Here is a 21,253-nt window from a genome sequence, read left to right as displayed (position 1 = left end):
TCTATGAAAAAGTTTTTTTTCAATAGCTATAACTTTTTAATTATAATTACTGGAATTGTATTTATTACAAACTTTTTTCTTGATAAATCCAATCTCCAAGCCATTATAAATGTAACTGCTTTAATAATTTTACTTATTTATGCCATAATAGCAATTAAAGTTAACAAATAAAAATTTATACTATATGTGGTATTTAAATTACTAAAGAGGAGAAATTTATGATAGAAGTTTTATTTGGAGAAAGTGAAGCAGCATCGATGGAAGCAGCAATAGAAGAAGGAGTTATTTCAGGAAGCACCGATAAAGTTATTTGTCTTGCTTTAATGTTAGATATTGGTGATATTAGAGAAAATATAGATAGCCCTTATAGAGATGAACTTATTTTTGATATGTATGCACAAAATGTTTACGATTATACTGAAGAAAGCTTAGAAGAAGTTAAACAGATAGGAAGAAAATATATAAAAGAACATGATAAGCTTATAAAGTATGCATTAGAAGGAGAGTCCATTAGAATTTGGTACAGCAATGCTCCATATGCTATGAGTGGTTTTTATTACGTATGTAATATATTAAAAGATATTTCCAATGAAATATTTACTGTAAAGTTACCTGAGTATATACAAATACAGGATGCGGTTATGGCATATGAAAAATGGGGAGAAGTTATACCTGAAAAATTTGGTGAACTTATTAAATATGAAAAAAAGATGTCCAAAATAGAAAAAATAATGTTTGCTAATAACTGGTTAGAGCTTGTAGAAGACAACAGCCCTTTGAGAGCAGTAGTAAATGGGCGTTTGATAGGAGTTCCAATAGATTTTTATGATCACTTAATTTACAAACATCTTAAGTTTAAACATATAAAAGAAGTTGGATTAATTGGTGAAATCTTAGGGTACTATCCATTAGGTGTTGAGGATTGGTGGTATGCATCAAGAATTGATTATATGATAGACAATAACAAAATTAGAATAGTAGAAGATTCTGATAACAAATATGAAAGAACAATTTCAAATATTTAGATTAACTATGACGTTGAAATTGAAAGATTAAAGGTTTACTATATAAGTAAATAATTGGTAAAGGGGTAAAAAAATGGTATTAGTTTTAACGAGTTTATTATTATTTGTAGCTTTTATTGTAACATTAGTTCAAGCCAAAGACTTTAATAGAAAGGATAATGTTAAAGAAAGGTTAGCTTATGAAAATTCAATAAAAGATGAATTGGGGAAAATAGGAGAAATCAAATATGTGGATTTTATAAATAATGGATATATAGCAATAATAGATGATTATATGCAATATAGTTTTTGTGATTACAAAAACAAAGTTTATATAGAAGATATATTAAAAACAGAGATCGATTATGATTTACAAGGAATAGAAGAGATGAAAGATAAAGACGAAAAAAAGTTTCCCTTTATTAGACATACTCCCAATACTCCTGTGAAGTTAAGAGAAATAAAATTTGTTTTACATTTGAAAAAAATGGACAAAATAGTATTAACACTTAATCCGCAGTATGTAAATCCTTACAAGATTAAAAAAGTGCAGTCCATGTTGGATAACATGAATGTAGTTAGTTAGAGTTTAATTGGCACACCCCGTTGATATAGTCATGAGGGTGTGCCAATTCTGCGTTTAATACTATATACTTATACCATATAATAGATACAAAACAAGTAGTTAAATATGGATCTTATGATAAAAATCATAAGCGTATACCAATTAAAGATACTGATATTATAATAGAAAGTGGCATAATGACAAATCAGAAAACTCAAAGGTACTTATTATTAGAATAAACAACCTTTAATACCTATCAATCAAAAGACTCAGACAAAATAAATGAACAAAAATAATAAATATATATCAAATTAAAGGAGACGTTAATGGAAAATAAAAGACCGATATTATTAACATTCATGAGCTTTACCTTGTGTGGGGGTATAGTCTTAGAGTTGATACAGCAAAATGTAAACTATATACATGTAATTAGATTATCAATATTTTTACTTATTGTTACCATAATAACGTCATTTTTATGGGGGATCTATTTTGCTACTAAAGGAGCAAATATTAATATGGACTTAGCTGATGGAAAAGAGATAATTTATTTTCAAAGTGTTGAAGAAATAAATTTTAATACATTAAAAAACTCTATTTATATTAAAGGGTTTACTCAGTTAAAAAATACTATTAATGAAGTTGAAATATTGAATATTAAAAAAATAAATTGGAATCACCCATTTATTTATAATTCTGTGGATGAAAATGGATTAATGCTACAGGGATTTTCTATAAAAGTACTTAATAAAAATTATAATAGCTCCAATAAAAGAAGAATTATTTTGAAAAATAAATTCCAACAAAAACATGAAGAGGATTATAATATTTATTTTGAAGCAGGAGATATATTTGAATGTAATGTATTAGCAGAAGAAATAGTTATAGATAGTGAAAAAATTAAATTATTGAAGTAACTACATATGTTAAAGATAAAGTTTTTAAAATAGGCAATGGATGGGTGAAAAGATGAAAAATAGATTATTAATTAAAGATGGACTATACAGTAAAGCCTATGATATATTTGAAAGTATAGCAGGGGATACACTTTTTCTAGTATTCTAGATACTTTTCCAAAATTAAGTAAAAAGGAATATTATTGTTATTTAATGTATGCAATATCTAGGAATGAGACTCCAGATAAGCATATGACACTATGCCCAATTTTAATGTTTATGAAAAGGTTTGTAGATGATGACTATTCTATTATTTACTGGCATATAAAAAGAGCTATTAATCTTTTTCATAGTGGATTGTGTATAATATATAAAATTAAACAATCAAAAGGGGGAATTAACTTGAGTAAAAAAATTATTATTGGATGCTTTGTATTAATTGTAATTGTTATGCTTTTAGGAACTATATCTTACTCTTCTAAAATAGCTAATCCATTTGTTGGACTAAAAGGATTGGCACAAATATCTATGGGTGGAGAAAAAGTCGAAAAAATTTCAGATAAACCACTAAGATATATAAGTAAATCCTATGAAGATTTTACAACTTATATGGAATCAGAAGGCTATACTGTTGAGCAATTAGGTAGAGGATTTCAATTACAAAAGGGTAATGAAAGTAAACTATTAGTATCAGAAGGTTTTATGGGGATGTACGAAATATTTAGCGAATAAAAATGGGGGAGATATTTATGACAATAATGGCATATTCTTTATGTCTATTATCAATATTCTATATGATTTATAGTCTTAATAAAAATAGAAAAGATGCATTTGTATTGACACCATACAAGATAGACATAAAGAAATTAGATTTTGAAAAAGAAAAAATTATAGTTAAAATGTTGAAAATTCAATATGCTCAGATTGCAATGGCAATATTGACCAATATGGTTATAGAAGTTTTAAGTATAGTTAACGGTTGGGATAAAAACATCTCACTAATTCTTGGCATCATCTTAATGATTGTAGTTTTTTCTCAGGTTTTTATTATAAAGAAAAGAATAAAGATTATATTAGGGTAATATTGTTTACGCAATTTTAATCTATTACGCACTAAATATATCAAATTATATAAATAGCCACACTTTAGCTTTAAATCCATTGAGATACTAAAGTGTTGCTATTTTTTACTATAACTATCACGAAGTAAGCTAACATAGCCAAAAAATTAAATTATCGAAGTAACTGGATATGTTAAAGATAAAGTTTTTAAAATAGGTAATGGATGGGTGAAAGAATGAAAAATAGATTATTAATTAAACATGGACTATACAGCAAAGCCTATGATATATTTGAAAGTATAGCAGGGGGATACACTTTTGATAGTATCTTAGATACTTTTCCAAAACTAAGTACAAAGGAATATTATTGTTATTTAATGTATGCAATATCTAGGGATGAGACTCCAGATAAGCATATGACACTCTGCCAAATTTTAATGTTTATGAAACCTTTTATAGATGATGACTATTCTATTATTTACTGGCATATAAAAAGAGTTATTAATCTTTTTCCTGAATATATTGATATTAAAATATGGGCACTTGATGTATTTTGGAGGTGTCCAACATCTCCATTAAGTGATGAGGAATTTTATGATTTTGCAAAAGTAATACTAGAATTTTATCCTAATAATGAAGTTGCAATTGAAATAGTTAAAAAATAGTAACAGATACTATAAGTAAATATTATAAGAAATAATGTTAATATACCAAAATATCAAGGAGTACAGTAATGAAGTTACATATAGAATTTACAATAGGTTTTGCAGATCCATCAAAAGATTATCCCTGGATTATACAAAGAAAATTACATAGTATTAAAAATAAGTTGAAAAAATACGAATTAAAGAAAATGATAGGTATTGATCCTATATATAAAATAGATGAGACAAATCCAATATTCTTAGAAGCTAAACAATTAATGTATGAATATTTAGTTGAAAACGGAATTAGTTCTAAATATTTTAAAGAATGTTATACAAAAAGAAAAAATATAATTGCTTACAGATTATACAGCGACAATGGGCTAGATGTAAATGCCTTTTATGATGATTCATATTCTGATTTATTTATTTGTAGTAATTGTGGAAAGTTATGTAAAAATTTAAAAGTAGACCAAACATACATAAATAAATATATTGATGAAAATTCATTAGATGACTTAGAAGATGTAAATATTACATCTGAATATTTCTCGAAGAATAAAAAAATAATTGTAAGTAAAAAAGTTTATAATTTAGTGAAAGAAAAAGATCCAAAGGCTATGTTCTTACCTATATATATAAAGCATAAGTAACAATTAAATATCATCAAGAGAAGAAACTGAATTTCTAATCAACCCCCCAGGGAGTGTATGTTATGGGTACTACAAGATACGATAAGTATGGATTTAAGTATTGTATTAAAATATACAAAGGAGATTATATGAAGGGTTCAATCAATGATTTATTATGGCCAATAATTGTAATATTAAGTATTATATATTTGTTAGTAATTGAAATAAAAAAAAGAATAGCTATAAGAGAATTGAAATCAAAAATAAAATATACTGAAAGCCAAATAGTAGATATGCAAATAATCAACAAAGGGTTTTCAGAAGGACTATTTTCATCAATTGGAGGAAGCATGTTACCATCTAAATTACCTGATACATATATTGTGGAGTTGAAGTATGAAGATAGTAACTATGAAATAAAGGATGAACAAATATATAAGGTTTATGAAATAGGAGATTTTGTAAAACTTAAACTTGTTAGTAATTTAGATGAAAGTAAAAATCTTATAAGTTATGAACTATATAATTTAAATGAAAATTAAATAGCATATAAAAAACTCACAACAATATTAAAGTAGGGAAGGAATTTTTAATTTATCACCCAAATTATATAAGGGTTCAAGATTTTAAAAATAGAACACCTGTGTTTATAACTAACTAATCAAAAGAAGGGGATAATGAGAAATGAAAAAAATTGGAGTTATTTTTAGTATTGTTTTATTAATTATAGGAGCAGTAGGCTGTGCAGGTGCTGGAGATTATGATATAGAATTAATAAATGGATTTAAAGTAATAAGAACATCAGCAGAAAAAATACATATTGGGTCACCTGAATATAGTTATGATGAAGTGTTAATACCATTACTTGCTGATTATGATGAAGGCGAGTATGTAACACAAGTGGGTCATGACAATGATAGGTATATAATTGCAAAAACAAATTTAAATAATTACTACTTATTAGATACAAAAGAACCAATAGTAAACGGTCCATTCACAGAAGAAAAGTTTATACAGGTAAAACAAAATGTAAAAATACCAGAGAGTGTTATTCTTAAAGATTTAGATAAATATGAAAAAATAAAATAACTAAAAAATATATAGGGCTGATTTTAACCCTATATATTTTTTACTCAATGTCAACATTTTGTTAAAATATAGCCTATTAGATAAGGGAGATATTATGGAAAAACGTGTACAATGTATGAAGATAAATAATGAAAATAACATAATACTGTATTCAATAATATTATTGGTATATTATATAGTATTTTACAAATATAAAGATATTGTGATTTTAAGATATATATTTATTACAATAATTATAGTTATATTATTTTTAATTCATAGATTTTATTATAAAAAAAATGATGTTAGTGTTACATCAGAGGAACTTTTAAATGAATATAAGGAAAATATTTATGAATGTGATAAAAAATATAATGAAAAGTATGTAAAATTAACAGGTGTAGTTTCAAAACTAGAAATTACTAATAAAAAAGATTTGTACATATTTTTTGAATCGAATAACAAATTTATTATTATTGCTAACAGCGTTTCTATAAATAACAAATGCTTAGAATATATAAAAAGTATATCTAAAGGAGATAGAATAACAATATATGGAGATTTATTTAGGACAAATAATGAACTAAGAATTTTTATGTGGTATATTTTGCAAAAGTAATAAAAAGAAAATATTATGGGTACTACAATAATTTCAATCTAAATCATTTTATATTACCAAATAATAAGTAGGTACTTGCTTAAGCAATGGGGGATGAAAATGAAAAAATTAATTAGATGTTCAAAACTTTATTACGCCAATGACCCAAAAGTAGATTCTATAGCAATTTGGATTTTATGTTCAGTAGGTATAATTACAACACTTAAAGATGGTTACTATATGGAAATATTAAGATACAGTACTTGCACATTTGTAATGGCATTAATATTATGGGATTATCTTATTAAAGGTAAAAAAGCAAAAATTGAAATAGAAGAGGGAGAATTGTTAAACGACTATAATGAAAATGAAGAAAGAGCTGATAAAAAATATTGTGATAAATACATAAAGTTAATAGGGACAGTATCACATATTGAATTTGACGAGTATGAACGCATATTTATAGAAATGGCAAGTGATGACAAATATTGTGTAGAAGCATCAGCAATACTTGCTAATAAAAAATGTATTAAATATGTAGAAAGCATACATAAAGGTGAGAAAATGATTTTTTATGGGAATTTTCTAAGAGATGAAAATAGATTATTATTAGATGTGAAATATTTAAAATTAGAGAATGGGGGAGCTTAAAAATGTGGCTTTTTTTCGTCTGTATATTATGTTCTATAATTATTACTTATTTGGGAAACTACCTAATATCTTTTATATTATCAAAGATGAACAATACAAGTAAATTTAAAAGAGTGTTAGTAAATGCCATTGTTTCAGGAACATTGCTATATATTGCTTTTAGGATAATATTGTTTTATACAGAATAAAAAGGAGTTGCTAAAAATAAACCCACTATAGTAGATTATTTTAAAATTAAAAGTTGAGATCTAATCAAGAATATTATGAGTCAAAGGAATATTAAATTATGGAGGAATAATGAAAAAATATATTATACCAATAAATTTAAAAAGTGATCAATTAAACAATTTTGTATTTAAAGACCCATTAGTTGCAGAGATAAAAGAAAGCCAAATAAAGTTTACATATAAATCAATAGAAGAGAAAAATACTAATAAATTAGGTATATACTTCAAAGGTCAAATTATAGAAGAAAATGAAAATTTAAGTGTAATAGGAACTTTTCATTACTCTAAATTATTTATAGCTATAACATATAGTTTTATTATACTAGTTTACATAGCAGTTTTTTTATTTGCTAGTAGAGATTTTATAAAAACATTTACTGTTAATATGTCAATTCTTATATTTATATATCTAAATATAAAAATAAGATGTGGCTATTTGTATCAGAAAGCTAACATAATTCAATCATTTTTAAAATCAATCGACAATAAAGATATAAATTTTTTAGATGTAAATGATTTCTATCAGGAAATACCGACTAATGGAAAATTGAAAATTGTGTTATCAATTTTAGGTATAGTTTGTTTTTTTGTTGGATTATTTGGAGTTTTAATATTTGGGTTAAGTTCAAAAAGCAAAATATTTGAAATTAGTAAAGAATATAGCCCACTTTATGATATAGAAGATTTTCTAGTGGATGAAGAAGGTCGATTTATTGTTAAATGTAGTAATTATACAGAGGTATTTGACTATAAGGGCAATTTCTTAATGAAAATAAATCACGGAGGAGAGTGTTCTACTTATGTTGAAGTAAAAGGGGATTTAGTTTACTTTTTAGTTGATTATAAAAATAGCAAAAATCCAGATTATTATAATGAGTTTATAGTTAATATATCAGAAGAAAAAATAATTAAGCATAACACCTATAAAGAAGATGACCCTGTATTCAGTTATAATTTTGAGGATGGTGAGCCTATAAAAAGTGACGTAATTTATGACTTTGAGATAGGTAAAACAAAATTTGTAAAAGATGGTATAATTTATAAAATAAAATCGGATAAAATAAGCATTAATGAAGCTGGCAAGAAAAAGGTTGTAAATTTACAGAGCCCTAAGTGGCCTCCTTATTTTGGATATTTTTTAATACTTTCATTTTTAGGAGTAGGATTTATATGTATTATAAATATTTATAATATGAAAATTAATTAAACATAAATACTTTGAGAATCGTCAACATGAAGAGTAGCAAAGGATTAGTAACTGAAATTATAAATGGATTTAGACCTTTATAATTTTGACTCTAGTTATAACCGATATTTTGCAGATGCAGGGATGTTATCGATTGCCTATAACTATACAAATATATAAAAAAGAGGATTAAATTATGAGATATGAAAAATATACTTCAAAAACATTCATATTAAATATGATAATCGTATTCATCGCATGTCAATTATTTGATAATTATTTATATAACTCTGTTTATAATAGTGTTTTAATAAAAATAATTGTAATAGCTTTAATAATATGGATTGTAAATATATTAAAAAAAATGTTAAGAAATTAGAATAATCATTACAAGCTGATTAGATTAAATTATGAAAAATAGCAATAATAACTTCGTCTTTGAATTTGCTATTGTGGAGCAGTTCTTGTCAATTAATATTTTTACTATATTGGTTCCAAATTAAAAAGGTGCGTATCTTATTAAAAAGATACACACCTTTTCTTTATTTATTGGTCATATTAGTAATATTGTGAGACAGATCGCTTATACTATCTGTCAGAGCTTGAAGTTTCCCTTCAATTCTAACTAACAAATAGAGAGAAATTGCTATGGGAAAACCAAGGTTAGCTATGAGAGATTGTAAATCAGCCATTTAGATCACCTGACTAGACTTCTAAGTCGTATTCAGTAGTTGCGCTATCAACTACTTTGGCAGATACACAAGCAGCTATGTCATATCCATTTGGTTGGAAGATATTCTTATCTTTGATCAAATTCATAGCGTCTATTATATCTTGTTCTTCCAAGTCTTCTCTTGGATCCTCCACAGTGATGGAAAAGCTATTACCTAAAGCATTTTTAAAAGTCATTATAAGTTTCTTTTCATTCATAATTTAACCTCCTAAAATTTTAGCAGCGAATTATCACAAGATATAGGATAATTCGCTGACTTTATGTTCAGAGTAAATTTTTACTCTGATAATGATGAGTTATCCACTCTATTTGTGCCACTCAAAGTATGTTGTTGTAATGCAGCTATGGTATTTACCACAGCCATAATATTTTCGTTTGAAGCACCTGATTTTATGCTTGAAAAAGTTTTTGTTTTTACAACTCTATCTCCGTTTAAATCTGTTCCATGATCAAATTTAACTTTGACAGAAGAAGCATTGGGAGTTGAAACTACAGCCATATTATTACCTCCTTAAATTTTTAGTAAGGATATATCCCTTAGGATATGACTAACCTTTGTTTATATAGTAGTTGAAAATTGTGAAAAAAAGAAAAAATAAATATGAATAAAATTATTTATTAAAAGAGTTAAAAAATATGAAAATATGTAAGTTTAAAAGTGCCAAGCGCTAGAATTGAATTTGGAGTGTAAAATATAACATTTTTGTACAAAATTGCTTATAAAGTTACCCCTAAGTTACCCCTTTTTTGGTAAAAAGATTTAGTATAATTATATTATAAAACATAATAAAAAGGAGGTGAGTTATGAAGTTTGATTTTAGGAAAAGAAGAAGAGCACTAGGATATTCCATAAAAAATCTGTCTAAGAAATCTGGAGTATCTGAGAGTACTATAAAAAATATAGAAAGCAATAAGCGTATTGCCAGGAAAGAAACTTTTGAACTGCTTACTAAAGCCTTAAATTGGACAATTGATTATGATCAATACCGTGAATACATAGGCTCTATAAATAAAAAGCATATAAAAAATGAACAAATTTGTGAAAGTAATGAGGAAATAGATAACAAAATAAAACTAGAAAAAGCAAATGAACTTTACAAAGCAAATAAGTACGAAGAAGCTTTAAATATTTACTTATCCTTTTCAAATATATTTGAAGAAGATGGTAATTATTTATTTACATGTGCTCTACTGTACCAATTATTAAATGAATATGAAAAATCAATAGAATACTGTGACAAACTACGTAATTATAAAAAATACAAATTTTATGCACTTATATTAAAAGGGGAATGTTTGGGTCAACTTGGCAGGAATAGAGAAGCTTTGAAAACATTTGAGAAAGCACTTGAAGTAAAAAATAATGGGGGTATTAATTATTATAATTATCCTTTTGATGAAATAAGTAATAATCTTAGGGACTCAATTGAATATTATCATAAATATATAGAAATCTTACCTGATCTTACTTGTGGACATTCAAATATAGCTATTTGTTATGCTAAACAATTTAAAGAAAAAAAAGACATAAATCATTTTATAAAATCAATTGAACATAAGGACAATAGTTATGAAGTTCTTAGCAATATATTTATGGATTTAGATATTGCTGAAAAAACTGAAGAATTGAAGTTTTACTACAACGAGTTTTTTAGAGTGCACTGTGACAAAATTTTTGACAAAAAGAATTTGAAAAAGGATATTACATATGTGGGATATACTACCTTAGTCAGCCAGGTAGGTTCATTGGACTATCCAACTATGGTAAAAGTATATGCTAATAAAAATCAATATTTAGATCATATGGAAAAAATAAAAGAACACATTTCCTTTGTGCAGTACAAAGACAAATCAATTTATTTTACATCTGATTATGTAAAGGTGAATGTGGCAAGGATGGAAAAAAACACATTGATTGAAATAGTCTTTGGTGAATTTGATATTTTGGAAGTAAACGCATATGTAAAAGATTTGGATAAATTCAAAGAGCTATATGAAAAATACAACCAGTTTAGAATACAGTTAGAATGTGAAGGGCACATATTTGCAATGGATTGCTTAAACAATATATCTTTCAAATAATTAAATAAATGGACAAAATTTGCTATCATAAGTTTTTTTATTATGATGGCTTTTTTGTATAAGTAAGGAGGGAAAACCATGGAAGGAAAATTGGAAAACTTAATACCCATAAGTATTACTGAGGAAAGTGACGTACTAATAAGTGCTAGAGACTTACACGATTTTTTAGAAATAAAAACAAACTTTAGAATTTGGTACCCTAGGATGATTGACTATGGATTTGTGGAAAAGGAAGATTACCAGAAGGTCTACGAAAAAACAAATACCCTGGGAGGACAGCAAACTGTGGTGGATTATATGATGAATGTGGATATGGCAAAGGAAATAGCAGTGATTCATCGCAGTGAAAAAGGTAGGGAGGCAAGGACTTATTTTATAAAAGTGGAGAAAAAGTTTAAAGCTGCTCAAGTGGCTCTTAGGAGTTTGCTAGAAATTACTGAAAACAACTTCAAAAACTCCACAACTTTTCCAGCTTATAATAATGAGCTAAATTTTAATAATGAAAACATTTATAAAGTTGAAGAAAAACCAGGAAATCTAAAGACTAATTTTAGAGATACATCAAAACTTTATGGCATTAGAGAAAACTTATTTGTAAATTGGTTACTACTTAATAATTATTGTTATCGTGATAAAAAAGGAATTATAAAACCTTATGCAAAGGTTATGGAATATTTTTATTTGAAAGAATTTACAACGGAAAATGGACATAGTGGAATGCAAACATTGATCAATCCCAAGGGAAGAGAATTTTTTAGAAATTTATTAATTGATGAAAAAATAATAAAAGAAGAAATTAAATTATTAGAATGAGGTGGATAAAATGGCGAAAACATATTTTTGGTTGAAAATACAAGAAGATTTTTACAGACAAAAGGAAATAAAAATACTAAGACAAATGGAAAGAGGAGCTACTTATATTATTATTTATCAAAAAATGCTTATACACTCTTTGAAAAATGGAAATAAACTTTTCTATGATAATTTAAAGGATAGTTTTGAGGAAGAGTTGGCATTAATTATAGATGAAGAAGTGGAAGATGTTAAAGCTACTTTGGATTTTTTGAAAAGAGCAAATCTTATTGATTCTATAACAGAGGAAGAGTATGTTTTGGCACAAGTTGAAGAGTTAACTGGTGGTGAAAGTGAGGGAGCTAAACGTGTGAGAAAGCATAGAGAAAACAAAAAAGCAGAGTTAAATAATGATAAAATTACAGATGAAACTTTTTGTAACAAAAATGTAACGCTAGATATAGATATAGATAAAGAGTTAGAGAAAGAGAAAGAATTAGATAAAGACCTAGATAAAGATTTAGGGCAAAATTCAAATGCAAAAAATCACAAGAAATCGAAAAAACACAACAAGAAAAATTCCAAAAGCAAGTGTGTTAGTAGGTCTGTAGACGAAAATTTGGGGAAAATAAGCAAGCTTTATGAGGACAACATAGGGCCTATTTATCCTGCAAATACTCAGTATTTCATTGAAATTTCAGAGAAAATCCACTGGACCTTGTTTAATCGAGCCATAGAAATTTGCATAGACAAAAGCAACACCACACCAGGCTATTTGAAGGGCATAATCAGAAAATGGGATGAGCAAAAGATTTACACACTGGATGCACTAAAAGCAAAGGACATGGAACAACTTAACAAAAATTCCAGCAAAAATAAACTAAAATACAACACCTGTGAGGAGGAGAAAATAGACGAAAATCTCATAAGGGAGATGAAAGAGCTGGAGAAGAAACTGGGTGTTAGTTAGGGGGAAAAATGAATAAAAATTTGCTGCAAAGAGTGAAAAAACTTATGGAAAATGGCAATTGTACTAAAGACAACTACAACTGTGCAAAATGCAGAGATTTGGGATATATTTTTGTGACAAAGGAGAAAAGCAGTGATGTAGCTGTGCCTTGTTCCTGTTTAGCTGAAAAAGAAGCTTTTGAAAAACTGGAAAAATGCGGCCTAAGTGAAGCCTTTAAGAAAAAGACTTTTGCAAACTACGTCTGTGAAAATCCCTACCAAATAAAAGCCAAACATCAAGTAATGAAATTTTGCTGCGACTTTTCTAATAATAACTCATCTTTGTTAATCTGTGGAAGACCAGGTGTGGGGAAAACTCATTTGGGTATAGCAGCCATGCTAAAGCTTATAAGTGACAATATTACTTGCAAGTATGTGGAGTACAACAACATGATTGTAAATTTGAAGCAAAGTATTATGGATGAGGAAAATCACCTGAGAGAAATGGAAAAATACATAAATCCTAGAGTGCTTTTTATGGATGATTTTTTAAAAGGAAAGTCCACAGCCACAGATCTTAATTATATTTACAGAATAATAAACACCAGATATTTGAAACAAAAGCCTTTAATAATTTCCACAGAGAAAAGTCTGGAAGAAATTCTTGATTTTGATGAAGCAGTGGGAAGTAGAATAATAGAAATGGCAGGAGAAAATGTGGTGCTCTTTGGAAAAGATAGTAACAATCATAGATTGAGAAATCTTTCGAAATAATACTTATAAAATACCTAGTAGGAAATAATATTATAAATAAATATATAAAAACAGGGGTGATATTATGAACATATTAATAGACGATATTCCAGTAAACTTACAACAAATGGTAGATATAATAGGCATGGACAACCTTATAGAGTTGTCAAAAATATATGGAGGTGCAAGTATATATATTCCAATGCACAAGACTTTGCTTATACGTGAGAGAAACAGAAAAATAGTTAAGGAGTTTAATGGAGTAAATGGGGAAATCTTAAGAAGAAAATATAATATTTCTTATGCTCAGTTGAGAAATTTAGTTCAAGATAAATAGGTAAAAGGGGTATCATTTTTTTAGTGATCCCCTTAAAATATACAGTTTAGAGCTAATAATAAATTAAAATTCTTTTCGCTTATATATAGAAATAGAAATAAAGTAAGAAGATATAAACATTATCGCACTAATAACAATCCAACCTATTCTATAAATCATATTTGCATTGTTTAGATTAATCAAGTATGGTGCTAAAATCACACTTCCACCATTAAATAAAAACACGGTAATTATAGTGGAAGTAAGTAGGAGTGTATTCACTTTATCTCCTCCGAATTTTAATACTAATGGATACAAAAACGCTGGAACTAAAAGAGAATATGTAATTCCAAAACCATATCCATAGCCTACCCTTTCCATGTTCATTGCTTTAGTTGAAATAACAGATAATAATACCACAGTAAGTGTGGCAAGCAAAATTCCTATAAGAGAAAAAACTAAGAAGGAAATATATCTTGCCATTGTAATATCACGTATTTTTACTGGTAAAGTTCTTTCATATTTACTCCAGTTTGAAGTGTTATCCTTTTCCAGGGCAGTTCCAGTCAAAACTGCAAAATTCATTATTTGTCCAAGTATCAATATCATTAAAATAGTATCATTGCTAGCAATTTTATCTGCTCCAATTATGACTGCAAAATTTGCAACAATGCAAAAAGCTATATTCCATTTTAAAGCGCTGCCAACTGAATAAAAATTATTTCTTATTAAACCTTTCATTATGTTTGTTCTCCTTTTGTAATAAGTGGTAGAATTTCATCAATGCTTGTTACATCTAAAGTAACATTAGGATATTTTTTTGAAAAACTAACTTTATCTGAAATTAAAGCCTCAATCTGTAAGCCTCTTTGTCTATAAGAAATATATTCAGATTTATCAAGTTTATCAAAATCATTTCGTTTCATGCGGGCAATACCATAATCATAAATTAAAGCATCTTTGCTTTCTGTTAAAATAATTTTACCATTATCAATAATCACAATATAATCAGCAATTTTTTCAAGGTCACTGGATATATGAGATGATATTAAAATAGAGTTGTTCTCATCTTCCACAAAATCTAAAAATGTGTCTAAAATTTCCTCTCTTACAACAGGATCAAGACCGGCAGTAGCTTCATCTAAAATTAGAAAGCGCGCTTTATGAGAAAGAGCAATACTGATTGAAAATTTCATAGTCATACCACGAGAAAATGTTTTTATTTTTTTATCACTGGGAATTTTGAATTTTTCAAGATAAGAAAAAAATAAATCTTTATCCCAATTTTTATAGATATCTGACAAAATCTTTTCCAAATTCTTCGCCGTTAAATCTTGGTTAAAATTAACACAATCGAAGACAACTCCAATGTCTTCTCTAATAGAAGTGGCATCATCAGTCATATGACAACCGAAAAATTTTACTGTTCCACTATCCTTTTTTATAATATTTAAAATTGAATTGATTGTGGTGCTTTTTCCAGCACCATTTTTTCCTACAAACCCTAATATAGAACCTTTAGGTATATTAAAAGTTACATTATCTAATTTGAAATCTGTATTTTCATAAACCTTACAAAGATTTTCAACTTTTAAAGCGTAATCCATTTATTAATCCTCCTCATAGAATATTTTAAGTAGTTCTGTTATTTTTTCTAATTTAATACCGTTGGTGCGGGCAATATCAGCCGCTATCATTAAATGTTCTTCAACTTGTTTTTGCTTCTCTTCTTGTATGAAATCTTTATTCTGAGCAGCTACAAAGCTTCCTCTTCCAACTGTGGTTTCAATAAAACCATCTCGTGTTAAGTCTTCATAAGCCTTTTGAACCGTGATTACACTAACATGAATTGTTTTAGCAAGTGAACGCATAGAAGGGATTGGGTCACCTGTTTTTAACTCTCCACTCATAATCATAGCTTTCATTTGTGATGTTATTTGTTCGTAGATTGGCTTACTTGTATTACTGCTGATTATAATTTCCATGTTGCATCTCCTTTCGTAATGTAGTGTACTTATTGTATAAGTACATTATATGTAATTGATATCATATAGTCAAGAAATAAAAATAATTCAGTAGCAGTTCACGGTGAAGAGACAGAAAAAATATCACTTACAGCAAAAGAGTCTCATGCTTATGTGAGCATTGATTTATTTTTTATATTCCACAAGAATTTGCTGATATAATATTAATAATAGTACTAATAAAAAACATATAAAATAATCAAAAGGGGGGCGAAGAGTATAAAAGTCTTAAAAAAAGTATTTATTGGTGTAGGTGGTTTACTACTAGCGCTTGTAATTTTTGTAGTAGGTTATATAGCATATATGCAAATTAATTACTATAGAATAGAAGACGACCAATCCTTAGAAATAACCAACAATAAAAAAGAAATCATAAAAACAGGTAAAAATTACTCTGCTGTTACATATAACATTGGCTTTGGAGCCTATGATCAAGATTATTCCTTTTTTATGGATACTGGAGAAATGGAAGATGGGACTGCTGTTGTTGGAGAACATTCAAGAGCAGTAAGCAAAGAAAATGCTTTAAAAAACACTAATGGGTCCATAGAAACAGTAAAAAAACTTTCACCAGATTTTGCATTACTACAAGAAGTAGATGTGAATGCAACTCGTAGTTATAATATAAATCAAAAGGAAAGTTTTGAGAAAAAACTTCCAAATTACTCAAGCATATTTGCATTGAATTTTCATGCACCATATATGTTATATCCTTTTAATGAGCCCCATGGAAGTGTGGAGGCAGGACTGCTTACCATGTCAAAATACAAGGCCACATCAGCAACAAGAAAAAGTTATCCAGTAGATGAAAGCTTTTTTACTAAATTCTTCGACTTGGACCGTTGCTTTACAATATCACGTTACCCAGTGGAAAACAATAAGGAACTAGTTCTTATAAACAATCATATGTCTGCTTATGACAAAGGTGGTACTATAAGAGCACGCCAGCTAAAATTGCTTAACAAAATCATGGAAGAAGAATATAAAAAAGGAAACTATGTAATTGTTGGGGGAGATTTTAATCACGCTTTAGGAGAAACTGTAGATGCATTTGAAAGTAAACAGCAAATTCCAGACTGGGTATTTAAGTTAAATGACAAGGATATTGTAGAAGGAATGAGTGTTGTAAACGCTTTAAATAATACAGAAGTTCCAACTTGTAGAAGCTGCGATATTCCTTATGAAAAAGGTGTTAACTATACTTCAGTTTTAGATGGGTTTATTGTATCTGACAATATTGAAGCTAGGGCAGAAAATATAAATGAAGACTTTATATATAGTGATCATAATCCTGTTAAATTAACATTTAAACTAAAATAGAAATGTTCCATATTTAAAGTATAATTTAGTATTAATATATTACAAATTAATATTAACCCAAATATAAATGGTTAGATATTGGTGTATCACCAATATCTAACCATTTATATTTTTTATTTATTATGAGATTGTCTAATAGATCCTAAATAAATTAATAAACTATAAAACTTTTTTTAAAATAAATCGTTGTATATAGTGAAAGGAGGTTAATTAATGCCACATTCAGATGAGAACTTAGTAAAAGAAGTACAAAATGGAAATGAACATGCAATGGAGATTTTAGTTAAAAGAAATTATAACATAGTCCATAGTTTTCTTTATAGAAATACATCTGATTCAGAGTTATCTTATGATTTAACTCAAGAAGTTTTTATAAAGGTTATCAAGAATATTAATCAGTTTAATGATGAAAAAGGAAAGTTCAAAAGCTGGTTATTAAAAATAGCAGTAAATGTAAAAAATGATTATTTTAAAAGTAGTTCATATAAACATTTTCAAAATATTGATGATATAGACAATCATGATATAGAAGATAAGAATAATTTAATAGATATACTATCTCAAAAAGATGAAACTAAAAAGGTTAAAGAAGCAATAAGTGAATTATCGCCTCTTCAGAGAGAAGCAATTATTTTAAAATATTATGATGATTTAAAGATAAAAGAAATAAGTAAGATTACAGGTTCTAATGAAAATACTATAAAGTCACGATTACTTAATGGAGTAAAAAGCTTGAAAAAAATATTAGGAGGTGAAAAGGTTGAAAAAACACAAAATACAAACTTTAGAAACAAAGTATAAAAATATAGATGACGATAAATTTGAAGATTTGTTGGAAGAAGATTTAAAAGAAATAGAAAATTTTCTAGATAGTTATATAGTTCCAGAAGTAAATGAATACAAAATAGAAGCTACAATAGATGTATTAAGAGATTACATGCCAGTAACTGAAAGAAAGCATAAAGTTAATTTATACCCTAATGTAAAGTCAAGTTTAGAGCTTATTAAGTTAAACTTGACTTTTGTAAGTAAACTATACTGGTTTTTATCTTTATTACTAGTACTTTTAGGAACTATAATAACAGTTAAATTTGAATTTAATATATATGAAACTGCTATTTCAATTGCACCTATACCTATTTTGTTAGGTGTATTTGAATTAATAAAAGGAAGGGATGAAAGTGTTTGGGAAATAGAGTTAAGTTACAAGTATTCTTTAAGAGAAATACTATTAAGTAAGATAATTATTATTGGAGTTTTCTCAATAGGAATAGGTCTTATTATAAGTATTTTACTAACAAATACCTATTCTAGTGTAAATATATTAAAAATGCTTGTTTTATGGCTAATTCCAATATTTTTAACATCATCAGTTTCATTAGTAATAGTGTCTATATATAGAAGTATTAATAGTATTGCAATATGTCTATCCATATGGATATTATCAATAATTTTAATGAATAATATTCAACTTAACATAAGCCATTTTGCGGAATTGGCAGTGTTAGCCCTGTCATTTATAACAATGATATATTCTTTAAGATTATTTTATAAACAGTCAATAAACTTTTATGATTATCAATATCAAGATTTATAGGAGGAGAAAAAATGATATTAACTATAAATAAAGTTAGTAAGCAATTTAATGATAAAATAGCGGTGAAGGATTTTACGACAGAACTAAGTTCAGGAATATATGGATTACTTGGACCAAATGGAGCAGGAAAGACAACTATAATGAGGATACTTGCAGATGTATCTAGACCAAGTAGTGGAGAAATTTTAGTTGATGGAAAAAATAAAGATGATTTAGGACCTGAATATAGAAATTTACTTGGTTATCTTCCACAGAATGTAGGACTTTACAAGAACTTTACTGCTGAAGAATTTTTACAATATGTAAGTGCTTTAAAAGGGATTCATAAGAATGATGTTAAAGCAAAAGTTGATGAATTATTAGAATTTGTGAATTTGGAAAAAGAGAGAAGAAAAAAAATTGGTAAATTCTCAGGTGGTATGAAGCAAAGACTTGGAATTGCCCAAGCTCTTTTAAATGACCCCAAAATATTAATTTTAGATGAACCCACAGTAGGATTAGACCCAAACGAGAGAATAAGATTTAAAAATTTAATTGCAGATATTTCTAAAGATAAAATAGTAATACTATCTACTCATATAACATCTGATATTGAATTTATTGCTAATGAAATCCTAGTAATGAAAGATGGTGTATTAGTAGAGAAGTTAACTACGTCTGAAATGATAGATAAACTAAGAGGAAAAGTATACAACTTAAAAGTAAGTGAAAATAAACTTCATAATCTTAGTAAAAAATTTAAGGTTTCTAATTTAATTAGAGAAAATAAATATGTTATTGCAAGAATTGTAGGAGATGAAAAACCTAATATAGATGACGCTATTTGCACATATGATGAGCCTAATTTAGAAGATGTATTTTTATACTACTTCAATGAAAAAGGAGAGCAAAATTAATGAATACTATTACTAAATTTGAACTGAAAAAGATTATTAGGAGAAAAAGTACAGTTATTGGAATAATATTATTATTTTCAATTTTAATGACAAGTTTCTTTATTCAACTATCAAATGAAATGTATGGTGGCTCGTATACAGGAATGTCAGCTATTTCAAAAAGAAAAGAAGCATTTAATAATTTATCAGGTGACTTAACAGAAAAGAGACTATCCGAGATAATAGGTATTCATAATGAATTAAGAAGTAAGCCAGAGAATCTTCCTACTGATGAATACAGTCTTAGTGGATTTAATGATTCAGCTTATTTCAAATACTGGGAAAAGTATGGAAATATTGATTCCTTGCTAGTTAAAGCAAATAATCCAATAGGGGTCACTGATTCTGAAGTTATCAATAAACTTACACCAAAAGATATAAATGGGTTTTACTTGAAGCGTGAAGATAAAATAAAAGAGTTTATAGAAAATAATAACTACTCATCTAAAGAAAAAATTATGGAGTCAGTAAGAGATATGGAGGATCCTTTATACTATAATTACTCAGATGGATGGAGAGCATTATTGGGTGAAATAGATGATGCATTTGGTATATATATATTGATTATCATCTGTATATGTATAGCACATTTATTTTCATCAGAATATCAAACTCAGGTTGATAGTATTATATTATCTACTAAACACGGAAGAGATAAATTAATAAGGGCAAAATTTAATGCTTCTTTTATATTTACAACAATTCTTTATTTTGCTTCTATGGCTTTTGTTGCCTGTTTAAGATTTTTCACATATGGATTTGACGGATGGAATTGTAAAATACAAACTTCTGCATCATATTGGTATTCCATGTATAATATAAACTTTTTACAAGCATTTTTATTAGCTACTTTATTAGGATATCTTGCATCACTGATTATAATGTCTTTAGTTATGTTCATTTCAGCAAAGCTAAAAACACCTTTTACTACAGTTATACTATCATTAGGAGTTTTATCTGCTACAAGTTTGATAAATATAAATATAATACCTAATTTATTATCATATGTTACAGATTTACTTCCATTAAATATGACTCATATAGTCAGTATTTTAAATAATTATAAATTCTATAATTTGTTTGGAGTTTTAATTTCACAACCATATATGATGATTATAATATCAATAATTTTAGTTATGATTTTACTTACTCTAACATATAAAACTTTTAATAAATATACCATATCTTAAATGATGAAAATAATGGAGGTAATTAAAATTC

At 27.1% G+C, this 21,253-nt stretch carries 30 protein-coding genes; 24 read left to right on the top strand and 6 right to left on the bottom strand.

What is annotated here, in order from left to right; translation table 11 throughout:
* Positions 1–3 precede the first annotated feature (3 nt).
* The 14 genes from TEGL_RS10790 to TEGL_RS10725 all read left to right on the top strand — a co-directional run bounded on the left by TEGL_RS10790 (position 4) and on the right by TEGL_RS10725 (position 8,911).
* Positions 4–171, top strand: a complete 168-nt coding sequence (locus TEGL_RS10790; RefSeq protein ID WP_018590737.1) for a hypothetical protein — start codon at positions 4–6, stop codon at positions 169–171.
* Between the two features lie 47 nt (positions 172–218).
* Positions 219–1,025, top strand: coding sequence for a DUF1835 domain-containing protein (locus TEGL_RS10785; protein ID WP_018590738.1), 807 nt, complete (start codon positions 219–221; stop codon positions 1,023–1,025).
* Positions 1,026–1,098: 73 nt separating this feature from the next.
* Positions 1,099–1,590, top strand: coding sequence for a hypothetical protein (locus TEGL_RS10780; protein WP_018590739.1), 492 nt, complete (start codon positions 1,099–1,101; stop codon positions 1,588–1,590).
* A 305-nt stretch (positions 1,591–1,895) separates the two neighbouring features.
* On the top strand, positions 1,896–2,486 hold the full coding sequence (locus TEGL_RS10775) for a hypothetical protein (RefSeq protein ID WP_018590740.1): 591 nt from the start codon (positions 1,896–1,898) through the stop codon (positions 2,484–2,486).
* A gap of 381 nt (positions 2,487–2,867) precedes the next feature.
* Positions 2,868–3,197: a hypothetical protein gene (locus tag TEGL_RS10770; protein WP_154650641.1), complete on the top strand. Its 330-nt coding sequence runs from the start codon at positions 2,868–2,870 to the stop codon at positions 3,195–3,197.
* A 17-nt stretch (positions 3,198–3,214) separates the two neighbouring features.
* Positions 3,215–3,547: a hypothetical protein gene (locus TEGL_RS10765; RefSeq protein WP_018590743.1), complete on the top strand. Its 333-nt coding sequence runs from the start codon at positions 3,215–3,217 to the stop codon at positions 3,545–3,547.
* A gap of 215 nt (positions 3,548–3,762) precedes the next feature.
* A complete protein-coding gene (locus tag TEGL_RS10760; RefSeq protein WP_018590744.1) occupies positions 3,763–4,191 on the top strand; it encodes a hypothetical protein in 429 nt (142 codons plus the stop codon).
* Positions 4,192–4,259: 68 nt separating this feature from the next.
* A complete protein-coding gene (locus tag TEGL_RS10755) occupies positions 4,260–4,823 on the top strand; it encodes a hypothetical protein (protein WP_018590745.1) in 564 nt (187 codons plus the stop codon).
* 62 nt (positions 4,824–4,885) lie between these two features.
* On the top strand, positions 4,886–5,344 hold the full coding sequence (locus TEGL_RS10750; RefSeq protein WP_018590746.1) for a hypothetical protein: 459 nt from the start codon (positions 4,886–4,888) through the stop codon (positions 5,342–5,344).
* 142 nt (positions 5,345–5,486) lie between these two features.
* Positions 5,487–5,891, top strand: a complete 405-nt coding sequence (locus TEGL_RS10745) for a hypothetical protein (protein WP_018590747.1) — start codon at positions 5,487–5,489, stop codon at positions 5,889–5,891.
* Positions 5,892–5,985: 94 nt separating this feature from the next.
* Positions 5,986–6,489, top strand: coding sequence for an OB-fold protein (locus TEGL_RS10740; RefSeq protein WP_018590748.1), 504 nt, complete (start codon positions 5,986–5,988; stop codon positions 6,487–6,489).
* Positions 6,490–6,588: 99 nt separating this feature from the next.
* Positions 6,589–7,119 carry an OB-fold protein gene (locus TEGL_RS10735; RefSeq protein WP_018590749.1) on the top strand — a complete coding sequence of 177 codons (531 nt, stop codon included), beginning with the start codon at positions 6,589–6,591 and terminating at the stop codon, positions 7,117–7,119.
* Positions 7,120–7,416: 297 nt separating this feature from the next.
* Positions 7,417–8,553, top strand: a complete 1,137-nt coding sequence (locus tag TEGL_RS10730; protein ID WP_018590751.1) for a hypothetical protein — start codon at positions 7,417–7,419, stop codon at positions 8,551–8,553.
* A 175-nt stretch (positions 8,554–8,728) separates the two neighbouring features.
* Positions 8,729–8,911 (top strand): hypothetical protein, encoded by a 183-nt coding sequence (locus tag TEGL_RS10725; protein ID WP_018590752.1) that lies wholly within the window; start codon positions 8,729–8,731, stop codon positions 8,909–8,911.
* A 163-nt stretch (positions 8,912–9,074) separates the two neighbouring features.
* On the opposite strand, the gene TEGL_RS10720 is transcribed toward TEGL_RS10725, so the two are convergent.
* The 3 genes from TEGL_RS10720 to TEGL_RS10710 all read right to left on the bottom strand — a co-directional run bounded on the left by TEGL_RS10720 (position 9,075) and on the right by TEGL_RS10710 (position 9,764).
* Positions 9,075–9,224: a YvrJ family protein gene (locus tag TEGL_RS10720; protein WP_018590753.1), complete on the bottom strand. Its 150-nt coding sequence runs from the start codon at positions 9,222–9,224 to the stop codon at positions 9,075–9,077.
* 13 nt (positions 9,225–9,237) lie between these two features.
* On the bottom strand, positions 9,238–9,462 hold the full coding sequence (locus tag TEGL_RS10715; RefSeq protein ID WP_018590754.1) for a DUF2922 domain-containing protein: 225 nt from the start codon (positions 9,460–9,462) through the stop codon (positions 9,238–9,240).
* An 80-nt stretch (positions 9,463–9,542) separates the two neighbouring features.
* Positions 9,543–9,764: a DUF1659 domain-containing protein gene (locus tag TEGL_RS10710; protein ID WP_018590755.1), complete on the bottom strand. Its 222-nt coding sequence runs from the start codon at positions 9,762–9,764 to the stop codon at positions 9,543–9,545.
* Positions 9,765–10,069: 305 nt separating this feature from the next.
* On the opposite strand from TEGL_RS10710, the gene TEGL_RS10705 reads away from it, so the two are divergent.
* From TEGL_RS10705 to TEGL_RS10685, 5 genes are all read left to right on the top strand, one after another.
* Complete coding sequence (locus tag TEGL_RS10705; protein ID WP_018590756.1) at positions 10,070–11,347, top strand: helix-turn-helix domain-containing protein; 1,278 nt, start codon at positions 10,070–10,072, stop codon at positions 11,345–11,347.
* Between the two features lie 78 nt (positions 11,348–11,425).
* Positions 11,426–12,160, top strand: coding sequence for an antA/AntB antirepressor family protein (locus TEGL_RS10700; RefSeq protein WP_051082134.1), 735 nt, complete (start codon positions 11,426–11,428; stop codon positions 12,158–12,160).
* A gap of 10 nt (positions 12,161–12,170) precedes the next feature.
* Positions 12,171–13,109 (top strand): phage replisome organizer N-terminal domain-containing protein, encoded by a 939-nt coding sequence (locus TEGL_RS10695; protein ID WP_018590757.1) that lies wholly within the window; start codon positions 12,171–12,173, stop codon positions 13,107–13,109.
* A gap of 8 nt (positions 13,110–13,117) precedes the next feature.
* On the top strand, positions 13,118–13,861 hold the full coding sequence (locus TEGL_RS10690) for an ATP-binding protein (RefSeq protein ID WP_018590758.1): 744 nt from the start codon (positions 13,118–13,120) through the stop codon (positions 13,859–13,861).
* A 64-nt stretch (positions 13,862–13,925) separates the two neighbouring features.
* On the top strand, positions 13,926–14,177 hold the full coding sequence (locus TEGL_RS10685) for a Mor transcription activator family protein (RefSeq protein WP_018590759.1): 252 nt from the start codon (positions 13,926–13,928) through the stop codon (positions 14,175–14,177).
* Positions 14,178–14,240: 63 nt separating this feature from the next.
* Here TEGL_RS10685 and TEGL_RS10680 read toward each other — a convergent pair whose 3' ends face one another.
* The 3 genes from TEGL_RS10680 to TEGL_RS10670 are packed head-to-tail and all read right to left on the bottom strand — an operon-like array spanning position 14,241 to position 16,141.
* Positions 14,241–14,897, bottom strand: coding sequence for an ABC-2 transporter permease (locus TEGL_RS10680; protein ID WP_018590760.1), 657 nt, complete (start codon positions 14,895–14,897; stop codon positions 14,241–14,243).
* Entirely contained in the window at positions 14,897–15,763 is an 867-nt protein-coding gene (locus TEGL_RS10675) for an ABC transporter ATP-binding protein (protein ID WP_018590761.1), read from the bottom strand. The genes TEGL_RS10680 and TEGL_RS10675 overlap by 1 nt, the downstream gene beginning before the upstream one ends.
* A gap of 3 nt (positions 15,764–15,766) precedes the next feature.
* Positions 15,767–16,141, bottom strand: a complete 375-nt coding sequence (locus TEGL_RS10670) for a GntR family transcriptional regulator (RefSeq protein ID WP_018590762.1) — start codon at positions 16,139–16,141, stop codon at positions 15,767–15,769.
* A gap of 342 nt (positions 16,142–16,483) precedes the next feature.
* Here TEGL_RS10670 and TEGL_RS10665 point away from each other — a divergent pair, with 342 nt between their 5' ends.
* The 5 genes from TEGL_RS10665 (at position 16,484) to TEGL_RS10645 (ending at position 21,222) form a co-directional block, all read left to right on the top strand.
* Positions 16,484–17,500, top strand: coding sequence for an endonuclease/exonuclease/phosphatase family protein (locus tag TEGL_RS10665; RefSeq protein ID WP_018590763.1), 1,017 nt, complete (start codon positions 16,484–16,486; stop codon positions 17,498–17,500).
* Between the two features lie 213 nt (positions 17,501–17,713).
* Complete coding sequence (locus TEGL_RS10660; RefSeq protein ID WP_018590764.1) at positions 17,714–18,301, top strand: RNA polymerase sigma factor; 588 nt, start codon at positions 17,714–17,716, stop codon at positions 18,299–18,301.
* Positions 18,252–19,097: a hypothetical protein gene (locus tag TEGL_RS10655; protein WP_416389615.1), complete on the top strand. Its 846-nt coding sequence runs from the start codon at positions 18,252–18,254 to the stop codon at positions 19,095–19,097. The genes TEGL_RS10660 and TEGL_RS10655 overlap by 50 nt, the downstream gene beginning before the upstream one ends.
* Positions 19,098–19,108: 11 nt before the next feature.
* Positions 19,109–19,993 (top strand): ABC transporter ATP-binding protein, encoded by an 885-nt coding sequence (locus TEGL_RS10650; RefSeq protein ID WP_018590766.1) that lies wholly within the window; start codon positions 19,109–19,111, stop codon positions 19,991–19,993.
* Positions 19,993–21,222 (top strand): ABC transporter permease subunit, encoded by a 1,230-nt coding sequence (locus TEGL_RS10645; protein WP_018590767.1) that lies wholly within the window; start codon positions 19,993–19,995, stop codon positions 21,220–21,222. The genes TEGL_RS10650 and TEGL_RS10645 overlap by 1 nt, the downstream gene beginning before the upstream one ends.
* Positions 21,223–21,253 lie beyond the last annotated feature (31 nt).

The sequence above is a fragment of the Terrisporobacter glycolicus ATCC 14880 = DSM 1288 genome, assembly GCF_036812735.1.
Lineage (GTDB): Bacteria > Bacillota > Clostridia > Peptostreptococcales > Peptostreptococcaceae > Terrisporobacter > Terrisporobacter glycolicus.
The sequence above is the reverse complement of the archived record's forward strand: the minus strand, read 5'-3'. Positions and strand labels throughout refer to the sequence as shown.